The organism is Pseudomonas sp. G11, from assembly GCF_029457515.1.
Taxonomy (GTDB): Bacteria; Pseudomonadota; Gammaproteobacteria; order Pseudomonadales; family Pseudomonadaceae; genus Aquipseudomonas; species Aquipseudomonas gorinensis.
Genome location: NZ_CP120377.1, coordinates 2,901,430 through 2,918,763, shown reverse-complemented (window position 1 = coordinate 2,918,763; position 17,334 = coordinate 2,901,430). Strand labels below are relative to the sequence as shown.

Annotated in this window: 15 protein-coding genes and 1 pseudogene; 9 read left to right on the top strand and 7 right to left on the bottom strand. The window is 61.7% G+C overall.

Annotated elements, in window-relative coordinates; all coding sequences use genetic code 11:
- Positions 1-29 precede the first annotated feature (29 nt).
- The 5 genes from P2T68_RS13555 to P2T68_RS13535 all read left to right on the top strand — a co-directional run bounded on the left by P2T68_RS13555 (position 30) and on the right by P2T68_RS13535 (position 3,852).
- A complete protein-coding gene (locus P2T68_RS13555) occupies positions 30-989 on the top strand; it encodes a YVTN family beta-propeller repeat protein (RefSeq protein ID WP_024076323.1) in 960 nt (319 codons plus the stop codon).
- Positions 986-1,726: an ABC transporter ATP-binding protein gene (locus tag P2T68_RS13550; protein WP_024076324.1), complete on the top strand. Its 741-nt coding sequence runs from the start codon at positions 986-988 to the stop codon at positions 1,724-1,726. Before P2T68_RS13555 ends, P2T68_RS13550 begins: the two co-directional genes overlap by 4 nt.
- Positions 1,723-2,514: an ABC transporter permease gene (locus tag P2T68_RS13545; protein ID WP_021492851.1), complete on the top strand. Its 792-nt coding sequence runs from the start codon at positions 1,723-1,725 to the stop codon at positions 2,512-2,514. The genes P2T68_RS13550 and P2T68_RS13545 overlap by 4 nt, the downstream gene beginning before the upstream one ends.
- A 108-nt stretch (positions 2,515-2,622) precedes the next feature.
- On the top strand, positions 2,623-3,162 hold the full coding sequence (locus P2T68_RS13540) for a PQQ-dependent catabolism-associated CXXCW motif protein (protein ID WP_150056090.1): 540 nt from the start codon (positions 2,623-2,625) through the stop codon (positions 3,160-3,162).
- Positions 3,163-3,186: 24 nt separating this feature from the next.
- Positions 3,187-3,852, top strand: coding sequence for a response regulator transcription factor (locus P2T68_RS13535; protein WP_024076326.1), 666 nt, complete (start codon positions 3,187-3,189; stop codon positions 3,850-3,852).
- A 585-nt stretch (positions 3,853-4,437) separates the two neighbouring features.
- Here the strand turns inward: P2T68_RS13535 and P2T68_RS13530 are convergent.
- From P2T68_RS13530 to P2T68_RS13510, 5 genes and pseudogenes are all read right to left on the bottom strand, one after another.
- Positions 4,438-6,069 (bottom strand): annotated as a pseudogene (locus tag P2T68_RS13530) (PAS domain-containing hybrid sensor histidine kinase/response regulator); the annotation flags it as partial.
- 262 nt (positions 6,070-6,331) lie between these two features.
- Complete coding sequence (nosP, locus tag P2T68_RS13525; protein ID WP_069076574.1) at positions 6,332-7,489, bottom strand: nitric oxide-sensing protein NosP; 1,158 nt, start codon at positions 7,487-7,489, stop codon at positions 6,332-6,334.
- 140 nt (positions 7,490-7,629) lie between these two features.
- Positions 7,630-8,805, bottom strand: coding sequence for a porin (locus P2T68_RS13520; RefSeq protein WP_069076573.1), 1,176 nt, complete (start codon positions 8,803-8,805; stop codon positions 7,630-7,632).
- A gap of 157 nt (positions 8,806-8,962) precedes the next feature.
- A complete protein-coding gene (locus tag P2T68_RS13515; RefSeq protein WP_102625600.1) occupies positions 8,963-9,775 on the bottom strand; it encodes a sulfite exporter TauE/SafE family protein in 813 nt (270 codons plus the stop codon).
- A 172-nt stretch (positions 9,776-9,947) separates the two neighbouring features.
- Positions 9,948-10,283, bottom strand: a complete 336-nt coding sequence (locus tag P2T68_RS13510) for a metalloregulator ArsR/SmtB family transcription factor (protein ID WP_024076332.1) — start codon at positions 10,281-10,283, stop codon at positions 9,948-9,950.
- Between the two features lie 94 nt (positions 10,284-10,377).
- Here P2T68_RS13510 and P2T68_RS13505 point away from each other — a divergent pair, with 94 nt between their 5' ends.
- A complete protein-coding gene (locus P2T68_RS13505) occupies positions 10,378-11,241 on the top strand; it encodes an MBL fold metallo-hydrolase (RefSeq protein ID WP_277379474.1) in 864 nt (287 codons plus the stop codon).
- 58 nt (positions 11,242-11,299) lie between these two features.
- Here the strand turns inward: P2T68_RS13505 and P2T68_RS13500 are convergent, their stop codons facing one another.
- Both P2T68_RS13500 and P2T68_RS13495 read right to left on the bottom strand, forming a co-directional pair.
- On the bottom strand, positions 11,300-12,925 hold the full coding sequence (locus P2T68_RS13500) for a methyl-accepting chemotaxis protein (protein WP_024076334.1): 1,626 nt from the start codon (positions 12,923-12,925) through the stop codon (positions 11,300-11,302).
- Between the two features lie 181 nt (positions 12,926-13,106).
- Positions 13,107-13,589, bottom strand: coding sequence for an Lrp/AsnC family transcriptional regulator (locus tag P2T68_RS13495; RefSeq protein ID WP_017847498.1), 483 nt, complete (start codon positions 13,587-13,589; stop codon positions 13,107-13,109).
- Positions 13,590-13,784: 195 nt separating this feature from the next.
- On the opposite strand from P2T68_RS13495, the gene P2T68_RS13490 reads away from it, so the two are divergent.
- From P2T68_RS13490 to P2T68_RS13480, 3 genes are read left to right on the top strand one after another with little or no spacing between them, the layout of a single operon-like run.
- Positions 13,785-15,020, top strand: a complete 1,236-nt coding sequence (locus P2T68_RS13490; protein ID WP_069076571.1) for a 3-methyl-2-oxobutanoate dehydrogenase (2-methylpropanoyl-transferring) subunit alpha — start codon at positions 13,785-13,787, stop codon at positions 15,018-15,020.
- 1 nt (position 15,021) lies between these two features.
- Entirely contained in the window at positions 15,022-16,080 is a 1,059-nt protein-coding gene (locus P2T68_RS13485; RefSeq protein ID WP_024076336.1) for an alpha-ketoacid dehydrogenase subunit beta, read from the top strand.
- Complete coding sequence (locus tag P2T68_RS13480; protein WP_277379473.1) at positions 16,081-17,331, top strand: dihydrolipoamide acetyltransferase family protein; 1,251 nt, start codon at positions 16,081-16,083, stop codon at positions 17,329-17,331.
- Positions 17,332-17,334: the final 3 nt, after the last annotated feature.

Here is a 17,334-nt window from a genome sequence, read left to right as displayed (position 1 = left end):
CCCCTACTCACAATAATAAGGAATCCGCCATGCGCCGCACCCTGCTCTCATGCGCCCTGCTGCTTGCCGCCGGGCACGCCATGGCCAGCACCGCCTGGGTCTCCAACGAGAAAGACAACAGCCTGAGCCTGATCGACATGCAGACCCTGCAAGTCACCGACACCCTCAAGGTCGGCCAGCGCCCAAGGGGCTTGTTGCTGTCCCACGACAACACGTTGCTGTACATCTGCGCCAGCGACTCGGACCGGGTACAGGTGATGGACGTGGCGACGCGCAAGATCATCAAGGAACTGCCCTCCGGCAAGGACCCCGAGCAGTTCGCCTTGCACCCCAATAACCGCTGGTTGTACGTGTCCAACGAAGACGATGCGCTGGTGACAGTGATCGACACCGAGACCTCCAAGGTGCTCGGCCAGATCAACGTCGGCGTGGAGCCTGAAGGCATGGCCGTGAGCCCGGACGGCAAGTGGGCGGTGAACACCAGCGAAACCACGAACATGCTGCATTGGATCGACACCAGCACCCAGACCCTGGCCGACAGCACCCTGGTGGACCAGCGCCCGCGCTTCGTCGAGTTCAACCACGATGGCTCGCAGCTGTGGGCTTCGGCGGAAATCGGCGGCACCGTGACCATCCTCGACGTGGCCAGCCGCACGATCCTCAAGACCCTGACCTTCAAGATCAAGGGCGTGCACCCGGACAAGGTGCAGCCGGTCGGGATCAAGCTCAGCGCCGACGGCAAGTACGGCTTTGTCGCCCTCGGCCCGGCCAACCATGTGGCGGTGATCGATGCCAAGACCTTCGAAATCCTCGACTACCTGCTGGTGGGCCGCCGCGTCTGGCAGATGGCATTCACCCCGGACGAAAAACAGTTGCTGGCCACCAATGGCGTGAGCGGCGATGTATCGGTGATCGATGTGGACAGCCTCAAGGTGATCAAGTCGGTCAAGGTCGGACGTTATCCGTGGGGCGTGGTGGTGACGCCATGAACGCCCTGGAGGTGCGCGACCTGAGCTTCGCCTATGGCGCACGCCAGGCCCTGCACGAGGTGAGTTTCAGCCTGGCGCCCGGAGGGTTTGCCGCGTTGCTGGGGCCCAACGGCGCGGGCAAATCCACCTTGATCGCGCTGCTCACGCGGTTGTACGACTTGCAAAGCGGCGATATCCGCGTGGGCGGCCACTCCCTGCGCGATGCGCCACGCGCAGCACTCACGCAACTGGGGGTGGTGTTCCAGCAAAGCACCTTGGACCTGGATTTGAGCGTGGAGCAGAACCTGCGCTACCACGCCGCGCTGCACGGCTTATCGCGGCGCCAGACCGACCTGCGCGTTGCCGCCGAGCTGGCGCGCCAGGCCCTGACGGAACGGCGCCGCGAAAAAGTCCGCGAACTCAACGGCGGTCACCGGCGCCGCGTCGAAATCGCCCGGGCGTTGCTGCACGAACCCCGCTTGCTGCTGTTGGATGAAGCCAGTGTCGGCCTCGACCCCGCCAGCCGCCTGGCCCTGAACCAGCACGTGCGCAGGCTGTGCCTGGAGCAAGGCATCAGCGTGCTGTGGACCACCCACCTGCTCGATGAAGTGCAGCCCGACGATGCGCTGATGATTCTGCACCAGGGCCGCTTGGTGGCCAGCGGGCAAGTCGACGCGTTGATCCAGGCCCAGGGCGGCGACCTGGGCAGCGTGTTCGCGCGCCTGACCCGCCCCGCCCCCACAGGAGCCGTGGCATGAACGCTTACTGGCAATGCTTGCGCGGCATCGTGCTGCGCGAGTGGCTGCGCTTTGTGTTGCAGCGCACCCGGTTTCTCAGCGCCCTGGTGCGCCCGCTGTTGTGGTTGCTGGTGTTTGCCGCCGGGTTCCGCGCTGCGCTGGGCATTTCGGTGATCGAACCCTACGACACTTACATCCCCTACGAGGTCTACATCATCCCGGGGCTGGCCTGCATGATCCTGCTGTTCAACGGCATGCAGGGCTCGTTGTCGATGGTCTACGACCGCGAGATGGGCAGCATGCGCGTGCTGCTGACCAGCCCGCTGCCGCGCACATTTTTGCTGTGCAGCAAGCTGCTCGCCACTGCGTTGATTTCGCTGTTGCAGGTGTACGGGTTCCTGGCGATTGCCTGGGTATACGGTGTGCAACCGCCGGCCATGGGGCTGCTGATCGCCCTGCCCGCCTTGCTGCTGGTGGCCTTGATGCTGAGTGCCCTGGGCCTGCTGCTGTCGAATGCCATTCGTCAGTTGGAAAACTTTGCCGGGGTGATGAATTTCGTGATCTTCCCGCTGTTTTTCCTGTCATCGGCGCTGTATCCGCTGTGGAAGATGCGCGACTCCAGTGAATGGCTGTACTGGTTGTGCGCGATCAACCCGTTTACCCACGCCGTGGAGCTGGTGCGCTTTGCCCTGTATGAACGCTTCGCCGGCCTGGCCCTGGCGGTGTGCTTGGGCTTGACCGTGCTGTTCGCGGTGTTGGCGGTACTGACCTTCAACCCTCAGCATGCGGCGTTGCGCAAAAAGGGCTGAGGCTGGCAAAAACTACTACTTTAGTACGGGTTTTCCTGTCTATCGTCGCATTCCCAAGGGCTCGGGACTCACGTGTAATGGCCGCATAACGATAAGGATTGCCCCGCCATGCTGCCTGCCCGACTGCCTCTGTTGGCACTGCTGTGTCTGTTCATCGCTCACGCGCATGCCGACACCCCACTGTTTTCCGCCGACGGCTACCGCATCAGCCTGTACCGCAGCCCCACGCCCGATCACTTGCCGGGCGCCACGATCATCGACACCCCGGCCCTGCAAGCCCTGCTGGCGCAGACCCCGGCACCGGTGCTGATCGACGTGTATCGCCGTCAATGGCTGCAAGGTCGCTTCATCGAAGACCAGCCTCACGCCAACCTGCCCGGCAGCCACTGGCTGGCCAATACCGGCGATGGCGACCTCACGCCGGAATGGCAAAGCTACTTCGTGCGCCACCTGTACACCTACAGCGGCGGCGACCCGACACGACCGCTGGTCTTCTATTGCCGCTCCGATTGCTGGTTGAGTTGGAACGCGGTAAAACGTGCCGCCAACCTGGGCTATACCTCTGTGTACTGGTATCGAGATGGCCTGGATGCCTGGGAAGCGGCGAAGCTGCCGGTGTCGGTTGCGCAACCCGAGCCATTTGAATAACCACAATAAGAAAGGTGAACGGCCATGTACAAAATCCTGATTGCCGATGATCACCCGCTGTTTCGCGAAGCGATCCATAACGTCATCAGCGACGGTTTCCCCGGCAGCGAAGTGATGGAGACCGCCGACCTGGACAGTGCCCTGGCGCTGACCCAGGAACACGACGACCTGGACCTGATCCTGCTCGACCTGAACATGCCCGGCATGCACGGCCTCAATGGCCTGATCAACCTTCGCAACGAGTCGCCGACCATTCCGGTGGTGATCGTGTCGGCCGAGCAGGACAAGCAGATCGTGCTGCAAGCCATCACCTACGGTGCCGTTGGTTTTATCACCAAGTCCTCGCCGCGCCAGCAGATGACCGAGGCGATCCAGCAGATTCTCAACGGCAACGTGTACCTGCCGCCGGACATCATCCGCACCCAGAAAACCGGTACCCACCGCCGCCTCAACGAAAACCCCGGCTTCGCCCCCGAACTGCTGCAGGCATTGACCCGCAAGCAGTTGCTGGTCCTGGAACGCATGACCAAGGGTGAGTCGAACAAACAGATTGCCTACACCCTGGAAATTGCCGAGACCACCGTGAAGGCCCACGTGTCGGCGATCCTGCGCAAGTTGAATGTGCACAACCGGGTGCAAGCGATACTCAGTGCCGGAGATATAGATTTCGGCTCGTACCTGCGCCGCTGATCGTCCTGACACAACACCAATCAAAGGTGGGAGGGGGCTTGCCCCCGATGGCAGTGGGTCAGTGACATAAAAGTTGACTGACACACCGCTATCGGGGCAAGCCCCCTCCCACATTTTGATCTGCATTTGATGGGGTTTCGGGGTTCACTTGCCGGGCAGGTAGCCCGCACCGGCCTCGTACCCACACCACTGATCTTCCTGACACAACACCAATCAAAGGTGGGAGGGGGCAAGCCCCCTCCCACAGGTTGATCTGCATTTGATGGGATTTCGGGGTTTGCTTGCCGGGCAGGTGGCTCGCACCGGCCTCGTACCTGCGCCGCTGAGCTTCCTGACGCAACACCAATCAAAGGTGGGAGGGGGCCTGCCCCCGATGGCAGTGTGTCAGTCACAATAAAGTTGACTGACACACCGCTATCGGGGGCAAGCCCCCTCCCACAGGTTGATCTGCATTTGATGGGGTTTCGGGGTTCGCTTGCCGGGCAGGTGGCCAGCACCGGCCTCGTACCCCTGAGCTTCCTGACACAACACCAGGGGGCTTCCCCCCTCCCACACTTTGATCTGCATTTGATGGGGTTTCGGGGTTCACTTGCCGAGCAGGTGGCTCATGGCAGTCTTGAGCTTCATCGGCCGCACTGGCTTATGCATCAAGGTGTGCCCCAGTTCGCGGATCTGTAGCTTCAGCTCGTTGTTGTAGTTGGCGGTGATCATCATCGCCGGGATCGGGCTGGCGCGCCGGGCGTTGATGCGTGCCACGGCGTCGACACCGTTCTGCTCATCGTCCAGGTGGTAGTCGGCGATCAACAGGTCCGCCTCGGCATGGTAGTTGTCCACCTGCCGCGCCAGGTCCTGCTCCGACAGTGCGGTGATCACGCTGCACCCCCAGCCTTCGAGCAAGGTGCGCATCCCCGCGCAAATGGCTGCGTCGTTATCCAGCACCCACACCCGCGCGCCTTGCAGGCGTTCGAGCATCGGCTCGGTCATCGCCGGCATGGGCAATGAACGCGGGGCGGTGGCGCTGAGCGGCACTTCCACCGAGAACATCGAGCCCTTGCCCGGCCAGGATTTGACGGTGATGCGATGGCCGAGTATCCCGGCGATCTTCTCTACGATCGCCAGCCCCAGGCCCAGCCCGCGATCCTGATCGCGCCGCTGCACATCACCGCGCTTGAACTCCTGGAAAATCTCCTCCAGGCGCTCCTCGGCAATGCCCATGCCGCTGTCCCACACCTGGATCGACAAACGCTGGTGCTGACGCCGGCAACCGAGCACGATGCGCCCCTGATAGGTGTAGCGAATCGCATTGCTCAGCAGGTTGCGCAGGATACGCGCAAGCAGCTGGATATCGCTGCGCACCAGCGCCGAACAGCCGATAAAGTGCAACGCCAAACCTTCGCTGCGGGCCAGTTCGGTGTATTCCACAGCCAGGTTGTCGAGCAACTCGCTCAAGGCAAACGGGGCGATATCGGCCTTGATCACCCCGGCGTCCAGCTTGGAGATATCCACCAGGGTACCCAGCAGGTTTTCCACGTCTTCCAGGGAATTGCTCACGTTGCGCACCAGGGTTTCATTGGCCTGGGGCTCGCGGCGTTCGAGCAAGGCACCGGTGAACAGCCGCGCGGCGTTCAGCGGTTGCAGCAGGTCGTGGCTGACGGCGGCGAGGAATTTGGTTTTCGACAGGTTGGCCTGTTCCGCCTCCAGCTTGGCTTCACGCAGGCGTGACTCCACCCGGCGACGCTCGTCGATCTCGCGCAGCAGTTGGTCGTTGAGCGAGGTCAGCTCCGAGGTGCGCTGGGCGACGCGCTGCTCCAGATGCAGGTAAGCCTGATGCAAGGCTTCGGCGGTGCGGCGGCGTTCGGTGATGTCGCGGATCAGCACGAAAATCCCCACCACTTCGCCATTGGCCAGGCGGTTGGGCACGTAGGAGCGCAGCATGTAGCGCTCCTGGTTCTTGATATTGGTTTCGGCGAATTCGAAGGTCACGCTCTCCCCCGCCAACGCGCGGGCGACATACGCATCCAGGCGCTGGCAGTGCTGTTCGCTGTGCACTTCGCGCAGGCTCTGCCCGAGCATCATGCCCCGTGGCCAGCAGTACCATTCTTCGTAGACTTTGTTGGTGAACTCATACACCAGGTCGGCATTCAGGTAGCCGATCAGGGCCGGCACATGGTCGGTGATCAGGCGAATCCAGCGCTCGCTTTCCTGGGCTTTTTGCGCGGCGGCCTGTTCCCGCCGCAGCGTTTCGGCGCGCAGCCGGGCGTTGATCAACAAATGGTTGCTGGCGCGCAGTTCGGCCATCGCCTGGTTCAGTGCGTCGGTGCGCTCGCGCACTTGTTCGGCCAGCACCACCGAATGCTGGAAGGTGGTGTACGGGTCATTGCCCTGGGTCACGCCGGACTCGATACGCTCGATCAACGCCGCATTGATCCGCGCCAGCTTGTGGTTGTCCTGGCGCAGTCGCGCCACCTCGGCCAACAGTTCAGTGCGATCCAGGAGCTCGACCTCGGGCAATGGCGACGCCGGTGAAGGTTTGGTTGATATGCATGCCATTGAACTGTTCTCCGTAGGTGTTGAACCCCATCACCCGATGGTCACGCAGAAAGCAGCCGATTTGTTCGAGGTTGTCGCTGTCTTCCAGCTCCAGGCGCCGCAGGAAGCAGTCGCAACCAATGGTCAGCAGCAAGTCGCCAAGACGCGATTGCAGGCCGTCGAACAGGTTTTCCAGGTTCGGCAGGATCGGCCCCGGCTTCATCACGGTGAGCACGATGCCGTTTTCCACCGCACAGTAGAAACTCAGGCTCAGGTCGTCATGCACCTGCTGGATCGCCCGCACGTAGTACTGGTCATGGATACGCACCGCCAGCGGGTGGGCAGCGAAGATACGGTGGTCAAGGTCGGCCACGGCCACGCCGATATGTCGCGCGTATTCTTCGGCGGCGGGTTCGGCGTTGAGTTCGAAGACCCGGCGCGACGGGCTGTCGGCGCCGGTCACCACCAGCTTTTCGCTGCGCGGCAGGATGTGGTGAGTGGTGAAGACCTCGAAATCCAGCCAGGTATTGACCAGCACCACCACCGCCGCACCGCTGTGGAAGGCGCCGTTGAAGTACACGTGAGTGTGGGTGAGGAAGTTGTCGTCACCGGCCGAACCGCCGAAGTGCGGAATGTCGCCAAGCGCGGCACTGAGGGCGGCGAGCACCATTTCTTCACGACTGGACAAACCATCGAGCAAGGTCAGGGCGAAGGTATTGCCCTTGATCGGCGCCAGGGTGTTGCTGCGACAGCCGCCGACGAGACGTTCGACCATCTGCTGGGCGTCGATCAGGCTGAAGTGTTCCACCTGGTCGATCAATTCGGTGGCGATGGAAAAGTGCGCGTGGTTAAAGCCCATTGCCGTGACGCAATTACGGCCATAGCCTTCAGGCGTGATCTCGCCGGCACTGGTGCAGCCCACCACCCGTACGCTGCCGAAGCACTGTTGCAGGGCCTGGCCCAGGGCCTGTAGATCGTAGGAGGCTGAGCAGAAAAACAGCACGAAGCCCAGGTATGGATGCAGCAGTTGCTCGGCCAATTCCTCGGCGGCCTGCCTGGCATCGATCGCCTGGGACATGGCACTGACTACGCCTTCACTGTTGTGCATCGTTGGTTCCCCCTCTGAGGCATGAGTGTACGAAGGGCGGGGGGCGGGACCTATGCTACTTGGGTACTGGGTGGGGGGATGCGATGGGATGAAGTTTCACGGTATCGCACCGCCCCTCCAGTTGGATTGCAGTGCAGGGGTTACCAGGTGAGCACGGCTCCGACGGCGAAGGTATCGGTGTCTTCATTCTGCGCGCGGGTGTCATGCCCCTTGATCTGGAACTGGTTGTACTCGGCCACCAGCTTCAGGTTGGCATTCACGTCGTGGAACAGTGCAATGCCCCGGGTCTCATAATCCGCGCCGCTGCCCACCACGCCGTTGCCGTCGTCCTGGGTCTTGCCATAGGACAACGCCAGGCGGTTCTTGCCCAGCTTGTACGAGCCCTGGAGCAGGTAGCCGTTGCTGTCGACATTACGCAGGGTCGCCTCGCCGGCATTGTTGGTGAAGAACGGGTTGATGCCCTTGGCCTGGAAGCCCGAGCCGGTCAAGGACAGGCCGCCCATTTTCGCCTGCACGCCATAACCCAGGCCCTTGGAGGTGACGGACGCCACGGTCGAGTCGGTGTTGTCGGAGGTCTGGTAGCTGCCGTTGAGCCAGCTGTAGATTTTCGCCCCGCCGAGGTCGAACTGGTAGGTGACCTCGCTCTCGGTGCGCGGGTTCTTCTGGTAGGCCTTGCCTTGGGGGCTGCTGTCGTTGGTATCCACCGGGTCGAGGATGCCCACGGCAATGCGCAGGCCATCCATCACCGGGGTGCGGTAGGTGATCTGCGAGGTGGGGAACGGGTACGGGTAACCGCTGCCGATATTGCCGAACGACACCCCGCCGCCATCCACCAGGCCGAGGCTGTCGCTGACCTGGCCGTAGCCCGCGAGCAGCTCATCGAGCAGGATATTGGAGCGCGCGAACAGGCCGAAATCCTTGCCGATCAGCACCTCGCCCCACTCCGGGTTGGCCACGGTGCCGTAGAACTGGCGCACGTCGATGGCGGTGTCGGTGCCATTGGTTTCGCTGTCGTTGATGGTCACCCAGAACGATGCGCGGGCGCCGAGCTTGAGGTCGTCAGCCTGCTTGCTCATGTTGAAGCCCAGGTAGTTGGGCAAGAAGCCCATCTTCACCCGCGCCTGGCGCCGATCGTATTGGTCACCGGCGCGGTCCACCTTGCTGTTGACGTAGAAGGCGTTGATGTAGCCATCGGTGGAAAAGGTCGTGTCGTCTTTGTCATACAGCATGATTTCCGCATCGGCGAACGGGCTGAGCCCGAGGCTGAGAATAAAAGCAGGTAACAGACGCAGGGGGAGGTTCTTATTGTTATGCATGGTGCGCTCCGCAACAGGGACGTGATGTCGGAGGCGATTATCGAAAGATGCCAGGCCCCGGCCTACGCTGCCTTGGCCGTGATTTGAGGGTGCTTTGGGCGGGCCGGGGGAGCCCGGCAAATGGGGCGTAAGACGGGCCCGGAGACAGGCCCGGCACTTAGGACGTAAGACCGGCCTTGACCAACATGCCGAGGGCCACCAGGACACACAGGCTGGCGAACCCCACTTGCAAGGTGCGCGCAGGGATATGCGCACACAGGCGCCGGCCGATGAGCATGCCGACGATGCTCGCGCCGATAAACACCCAGCCCACCGCTTCGATGCTCACCCCGGCCTGCATGGCGCCCGCCACACCGATCAACGAGATCAGGCTGATCACCATCAACGAGGTGGCGACGATGCCACGCATCTGCACATCGGTCAGTTGCTTGAACGCCGGCACGATCAGAAAGCCACCGCCGACCCCAAGCAGGCCCGACACGGCACCGGTCACCGCGCCCAACGCGGCCAAGGTCGCGCTGCATTTGACGGTCCAGGCCAGGCGCCCGGTCTGCTGGTCGAGCATGCAGTTTTTCTGGCCCCAGGACGCGGCGCCATGGTCACTCGGGCCGGTCTCGACCTTTTCGCGCTGCAGCATGCGCCAGGCCACCAGCACCATCAGCGCACTGAACAGGCCCATCAGCAGTGGCTCGGGCATTTGGTGGGCGAGAAATACGCCCAAGGGTGAAAACAGCGCACCGAGCAAGGCGATCAACAACGCGGCGCGATAACGGACCAGGCCGTGGCGCAACCCATCGATCGCCCCGACCGCCGCCGCCGCGCCCACGGCAAGCAACGACACCGGCGCGGCCTGGGTCATGCTCAACCCCAGGCCCAGTACCAACGCCGGCACCCCGAGGATGCCACCACCGGCACCGGTCAGGCCCATGACCAGGCCCATCAACATCCCCAAAAGACTGGCCAGCAGCATTCAATCCACCTTGGTCAGACGGGTCTGCCACTCACGGCCCTTGAGCAGGCCAATGCCTGCCGAACCGCCGGTGACAACGATATCGCCACTGATGGTCGGTCCCCAGTGTTGGTCATTCATGGTCGATCGCCTTTCTTATCGTCATGCACACAAGGGTCGCTGCCGTATGGCCTCACGCCCAGCTTTTCATGACCGCGCCGCAGTAAAGACCGGACAAGGTCTTCATCACTTGGATCACTTCGTGGCTGGCCAGGCCGTAGAAGATGTATTTACCTTCGCGGCGGGTCGACACCAGCCCTTCGTCGCGCAGGATGCCCAACTGTTGTGACAGCGTGGGCTGGCGCACACCGGTCATGGTTTCCAGCTCGCCGACATTGCGCTCCCCCTGGGTCAACTGGCACAGGATCAACAAGCGATCCTCGTTGGCCAGGGCCTTGAGCAAGGAACACGCCTTGGACGCCGACGCGCGCAACTGGGCGACTTCGCCTTCACTCAGAGTAGATTCCATTTGCCGCGGGTCCTTTCTCTCACTTAAGCTCAAAACATTATGTGTAAATGTAAACTGATTGTAATCACTTTTTTCCTCACCGGGGACAGCCGCCATGCCAGCGTTGATTCAAGCCTTTCTGGACGAGGCATCGTCGACCTACACCTACGTCGTCTATGAAACCGATGGCAGCGCCTGCGCCATCGTCGACTCGGTGCTCAACTACGACCCGGCGTCCGGACGCACCGACACCGCCCAGGCCGATAAGGTGATTGCTTTTGTGCGCGAACATCACCTGCAGGTGCAGTGGCTGCTGGAGACCCACGCCCATGCGGACCATCTGTCTGCCGCGCCGTACTTGCGGCGGATACTGGGCGGCAAGTTCGCCATTGGCCAGTGCATCAGCAAGGTGCAGGACGTGTTCAAGAACCTGTTCAATCTGGAGCCGGAATTTCGCGTCGACGGTTCGCAGTTCGATCACCTGTTTGCACCGGATGAGGTGTTCCACATCGGCTCTCTGAAGGCCCAGGCCCTGCACGTCCCCGGGCATACGCCGGCGGACATGGCCTACCTGATCGACGACCAGTTGATCCTGGTGGGCGACACCCTGTTCATGCCGGATGTCGGCACCGCACGCTGCGACTTCCCCGGCGGCGATGCGCGCCAGTTGTATGCGTCGATGCGCAAACTCCTGGCCTTCCCACCCCAGACCCGGCTGTACGTGTGCCATGACTACCCACCCGAGGGCCGCGCGGCCCAATGCCTGACCACCGTGGCCGAGCAGCGCGCGGGCAATATTCATGTGCATGACGGGGTGGACGAAGCGGCGTTTGTGGCGATGCGAACCCAGCGCGATGCGGGCCTTGGGATGCCCACGCTGTTGTTGCCGGCGATCCAGGTGAATGTGCGAGCGGGCAATATGCCGCCAGCGGAGGGGAATGGGGTGGTGTACCTGAAGATTCCGTTGAATCAGCTCTAAAGCCATCCTGCGTGGCGTCCATGCCGTTGCATGCTCCGGGGGTATTTCGCAGGTGTGATCAGGCTACGGCAAATTTCGACACGATCTGCTTGAGGTCCACCGCCAGCCTCGACAGCTCTTGGCTGGCGATCGAGGTCTGACCGGCCGCCGACGAACTCTGGATGGAAAGATCGCGAATACTGATCAGGTTCTGGTCCACGGACCGGGCCACGTGGGCCTGCTCCTCGGAGGCGGTCGCAATCAACAGGTTACGGTCATTGATATCCGTGATGGCCTCGGTGATCTGAGTAATGGCCAGGCCCGCTTCATGGGCGATCTTCAACGAGTCCAGCGCTTCGTTGCGGTTGAGGGCCATGGAAGACACCGCGTCACTGGAGCACGTCTGGATTTTCGCAATCATCTGCTCGATTTCCTGGGTCGAGGTTTGCGTTCTATGGGCCAGTGCCCGCACTTCGTCGGCCACCACCGCAAAGCCCCGCCCCTGCTCCCCTGCCCTGGCGGCTTCAATGGCCGCGTTCAAGGCCAGCAGGTTGGTTTGCTCGGCAATCGAGCGAATGACTTCAACCACCCGGGCGATGTCCTGTGCCTGCTTGGCCAACCCTTCGACTTCGATACCGGTCTGCTGCACCGTGGCGCTGAGTTTCTCGATCGAGGCGATGGTTTGCGTCACCCGCTCATGGCCAACTTTGGCCGAGCGCTGGGAGTCTTGCGTCGACTGGGAAGCCGAAACCGCATTGCGCGCCACTTCTTCCACCGCCGCCGTCATCTCGTTAACCGCCGTGGCCGCCTGATCCGTCTCCATGCTTTGGCGTTCAATCCCTGCACTGGACTCGCGGGTAATGGCGCTCATCTCTTCCGCAGCCGAGGCCAACTGCCCGGACGCCTCAGAAATATGCTGCAAGGTGCTTTTCAGGTTCATTTGCATAGACGCGGTCGACCGTTGTAATTCGGTCAACTCGTCATTGCCGTTGACGGCGATGGCGACACGCAAATCGCCGTCGGCAATTTTGCCGGTCGACACCAACAATTCACGTACCGGCTTGATAATGCTGCGGGTAAACAAACGCGCAACCACGAGGGTGACCAGCACTGAACCGATCATCAGTAGCCAGGTAAACAGACGCGCGGCTTGATACTCACCGGAGGCAACTTGCACCGCCTGGCTGGAGCCGCGGGCATTCAACTCGATCAGTTCGCTGATGGAGCGTTGCACTTCAAGCGCAATAGGCCCGTTGACGTCACGCAAGTAAGTCGACATCTGCTCAGGGGACAGGGTGGAGACTTGCGCAAGAAACTCATCGGTTTTCTGGACGTAGTTCTTGATCCCGCTCATTGCCTGGTTGTACTTGGCCTGTTCCTCGGGGCTCGACACTAACGGTGCATAGCGCTCGGCAACTTCAAGCGCGGCAGCACGAATGCTTTTGAGTTTCTCAAGGGACGCGGGGTCCTGGTGGTCGCTTTCCATGGCAAAACGACGCAGATCAAGACGCAGCTTGTAAAACGCCGCATCTATCTCACCGCCCAGGCGAATACTGGGCAGCCAGTTAGTTTCTATATCGACAGTCGACGAATAAACTTTGTCGACTTTTATCAGCGTCATGGCCCCTTGTATCAACAGTAGAAGGCACACCACGCCAAAACATAGCGTGGTACGAAAGTTCAACTTCAAGGCTCTCATGGACATCGCGGCTCACCCCTTTCCTGGGCCGCGAACTTCACGGCCTTATGGGTGTTAATGTGTTGAAACGGATGTGAAAAATACGTGACTGATTAAGCAATTTTTTATTTATAGGTGGAAATAATAAAACAACTACTTTAGTTATCTAGCTAACTATCAAAGTGGTGAGTCTTATCACCTGTTGGTATCAGACCATCAAGCCATCCGGTGGCAGTGGCAACGCGGTCTTGTAACGCACCTGTTTGAGCGCAAAGCTTGAGCGAATATTCGCCACCCCCGGCACTTTGGTCAGGAAGTCCATCATGAAGCGCTCCAGTGACTGGATCGTTGGCACCAGTACGCGGATCAAATAGTCGGGGTCGCCGGCCATCAAATAGCACTCCATCACCTCGGGCCGGTCGGAAATCGCGCCTTCGAATTGCTGCAAGGCCAGTTCGTTCTGTTTTTCCAGGCTGACGTGGATAAACACGTTCACGTGCAGCCCCAGCAAATCGGCATCCAGCAGGGTGACCTGGTCACGGATCAGGCCCAGTTCCTCCATCGCCTTGACCCGGTTGAAGCACGGCGTGGGGGAGAGGTTGACCGAACGGGCGAGGTCGGCGTTGGTGATGCGCGCATTCTCCTGCAGGGCGTTGAGAATGCCGATATCGGTACGGTCCAGTTTGCGCATGAGACAAAATCACCTGTTTATTATGTTTATGCAGTTTTTTTATCCGCAAATGAGCCGGAGCGCAACGAAACAGAGATAAATATTCTTCTACGCCGAGCCTATGATTGTTGTAGGACAAGATTTCTTCTACCCGAAGACTGACTGTCAGCTAGCGCGCCCACTACAAGAAATTCACAAGATCGAGCGTAGAAAGCCATGAACCAGCCGTATGCACCACTGCGCCTGCACGTTCCCGAACCCTCGGGCCGCCCAGGCTGCAAGACCGACTTTACCTACCTGCGCCTGACCGACGCCGGCCTGGTGCGCAAACCCGCCATCGACGTAGAACCCGCCGACACCGCCGATCTGGCCAAGGGCCTGATCCGCGTGCTCGACGACCAGGGCCAGGCCCTGGGCCCATGGGCCGAAGGGGTGCCTGTCGAGGTCCTTCGGCGCGGCATGCGCGCCATGCTCAAGACGCGGATCTTCGACAACCGCATGGTGGTCGCCCAGCGTCAGAAGAAAATGTCGTTCTACATGCAGAGCCTCGGCGAAGAAGCCATCGGCAGCGCCCAGGCCCTGGCCTTGAACATCGACGACATGTGCTTCCCCACCTACCGCCAGCAAAGCATCCTGATGGCCCGCGACGTACCGCTGGTGGACCTGATCTGCCAACTGCTGTCCAACGAGCGCGATCCGCTCAAGGGTCGCCAACTGCCGATCATGTACTCGGTCAAGGACGCAGGTTTCTTCACTATTTCCGGTAACCTCGCCACCCAATTCGTACAAGGCGTGGGCTGGGGCATGGCCTCGGCAATCAAGGGCGATACCAAGATCGCCTCCGCCTGGATCGGCGACGGCGCCACCGCCGAATCGGACTTCCACACCGCGCTCACCTTCGCCCACGTGTACCGCGCGCCGGTGATTCTCAACGTGGTCAACAACCAGTGGGCGATCTCCACCTTCCAGGCGATTGCCGGCGGTGAAGCCACCACCTTCGCCGGACGCGGCGTCGGTTGCGGCATCGCCTCCCTGCGCGTGGATGGCAACGACTTTATCGCGGTGTATGCCGCCTCCGCCTGGGCTGCCGAGCGTGCGCGCCGCAACCTCGGGCCAACCCTGATCGAATGGGTCACCTATCGCGCCGGCCCGCATTCCACGTCGGATGATCCGTCCAAGTACCGCCCTGCCGACGACTGGAGCCACTTCCCCCTGGGTGACCCGATTGCCCGCCTCAAGCAGCACCTGATCAAGATTGGCCAGTGGTCCGAAGAGGAACACGCGGCGGTCAGTGCCGAACTTGAAGCCGAGGTGATCGCCGCGCAGAAAGAAGCCGAACAGTACGGCACCCTGGCCGGTGGCCAGATTCCGAGCGCCGCGACCATGTTCGAAGACGTCTATAAAGAGATGCCGGAGCACTTGAAGCGCCAGCGTCAAGAGTTGGGGGTCTGACATGAACGATCACAACAACAGCATCGAATTGGAAACCGCCATGACCACCACCACCATGACCATGATCCAGGCCCTGCGCTCGGCCATGGATGTGATGCTTGAGCGTGACGATAACGTGGTGGTATTCGGCCAGGACGTCGGTTATTTCGGCGGCGTGTTCCGTTGCACCGAAGGCTTGCAGAGCAAATACGGCAGTTCGCGGGTGTTCGACGCACCGATCTCGGAAAGCGGCATTATCGGCGTGGCGGTGGGCATGGGTGCCTACGGCCTGCGCCCGGTGGCAGAAATCCAGTTCGCCGACTACGTCTACCCCGCCACCGACCAGATCATCTCGGAAGCCGCGCGCCTGCGTTATCGCTCGGCCGGCCAGTTCACCGCACCGCTGACCATGCGCATGCCCTGCGGCGGCGGCATCTACGGCGGCCAGACCCACAGCCAGAGCATCGAAGCGGTGTTCACCCAGGTCTGCGGCCTGCGCACGGTGATGCCGTCCAACCCGTATGACGCCAAGGGCCTGCTGATTGCCTCGATCGAAAACGATGACCCGGTGATCTTCCTGGAGCCCAAGCGCCTGTACAACGGCCCGTTCGATGGCCACCACGACCGACCGGTCACGCCGTGGTCGAAACACCCGCAGGCACAAGTGCCGGACGGTTACTACACCGTGCCACTGGATGTGGCCGCCATCGTGCGCCCAGGCTCGGCCGTGACCGTGCTGACCTACGGCACCACTGTGTATGTGTCGCAAGTCGCCGCCGAAGAGACCGGCATCGACGCCGAGGTCATCGACCTGCGCAGCCTGTGGCCGCTGGACCTGGAAACCATCGTCAAGTCGGTGAAAAAGACCGGCCGTTGCGTGGTGGTGCATGAAGCCACCCGTACCTGCGGCTTCGGCGCCGAACTGGTGGCGCTGGTGCAGGAACATTGCTTCCACCACCTGGAAGCGCCAATCGAACGCGTCACCGGTTGGGACACCCCCTACCCACACGCGCAGGAATGGGCGTATTTCCCAGGTCCGTCCCGAGTGGGCGCGGCGTTGAAACGGGTCATGGAGGTCTGAATGGGCACGCACGTAATCAAGATGCCGGACATTGGCGAAGGCATTGCGGAAGTTGAACTGTCGGCCTGGCATGTGAAGGTCGGCGATATGGTGGTCGAAGACCAGGTGCTGGCGGATGTGATGACCGACAAGGCGATGGTGGATATTCCCTCGCCGGTCCATGGCAGGGTGATTGCCCTCGGCGGCGAGCCGGGTGAAGTCATGGCCGTGGGCAGTGTCCTGATCAGCATTGAAGTGGAAGGCGCAGGCAATACCAAGGATGCGCCGGTCACCGCGGCACCGGTGAAAGCCGCGCCGGTGGTTGAAGCCAAGGCGGCCCCGGTGGTGGAAAGCAAGCCGGCCGTGGCGCCACACGCCCCCGTGGCTCGCGATGCCAATGAACGCCCACTGGCCTCCCCCGCCGTGCGCAAGCATGCGTTGGATGCGGGTATCCAACTGCGCCTGGTCCAGGGCACGGGCCCTGCCGGCCGGATCCTGCACGAAGACCTGGACGCCTACTTGCTGCAGGGTTCGCTGAAAACGTCCGCTGCCGCCAACCCCTACGCCGAACGCAACGACGAAGAACAGATCCCGGTGATCGGCATGCGCCGCAAGATCGCCCAGCGCATGCAGGACGCCACCCGCCGCGCCGCGCATTTCAGCTATGTGGAAGAGATCGACGTCACCGCCCTGGACGAATTGCGTGTGCACCTCAATGAAAAGCACGGTGCGACACGCGGCAAGCTGACCCTGCTGCCATTCATCGTGCGCGCCATGGTCGTGGCGTTGCGGGAGTTCCCGCAGATCAATGCGCGGTACGACGACGAAGCCCAGGTCATCACCCGCCTTGGCGCCGTCCACGTCGGCGTCGCGACGCAGAGCGATGTGGGGCTGATGGTGCCGGTGGTGCGTCACGCCGAGGCGCGCAGCCTGTGGGGCAATGCCGAGGAAATCGCGCGCCTGGCCACCGCCGCGCGCAATGGCAAGGCCAGCCGCGACGAACTGTCGGGGTCGACCATTACCCTGACCAGCCTGGGTGCCTTGGGCGGTATCGTCAGCACCCCGGTGCTGAACCTGCCGGAAGTGGCCATCGTCGGCGTCAACCGCATCGTCGAACGGCCGATGGTGATCAAGGGCCAGATCGTGATCCGCAAGATGATGAACCTCTCCAGTTCCTTCGATCACCGAGTGGTCGATGGCATGGACGCGGCACAATTCATCCAGGCCATTCGCGGCTTGCTCGAACAACCCGCCAGCCTGTTCCTGGAGTAAGGG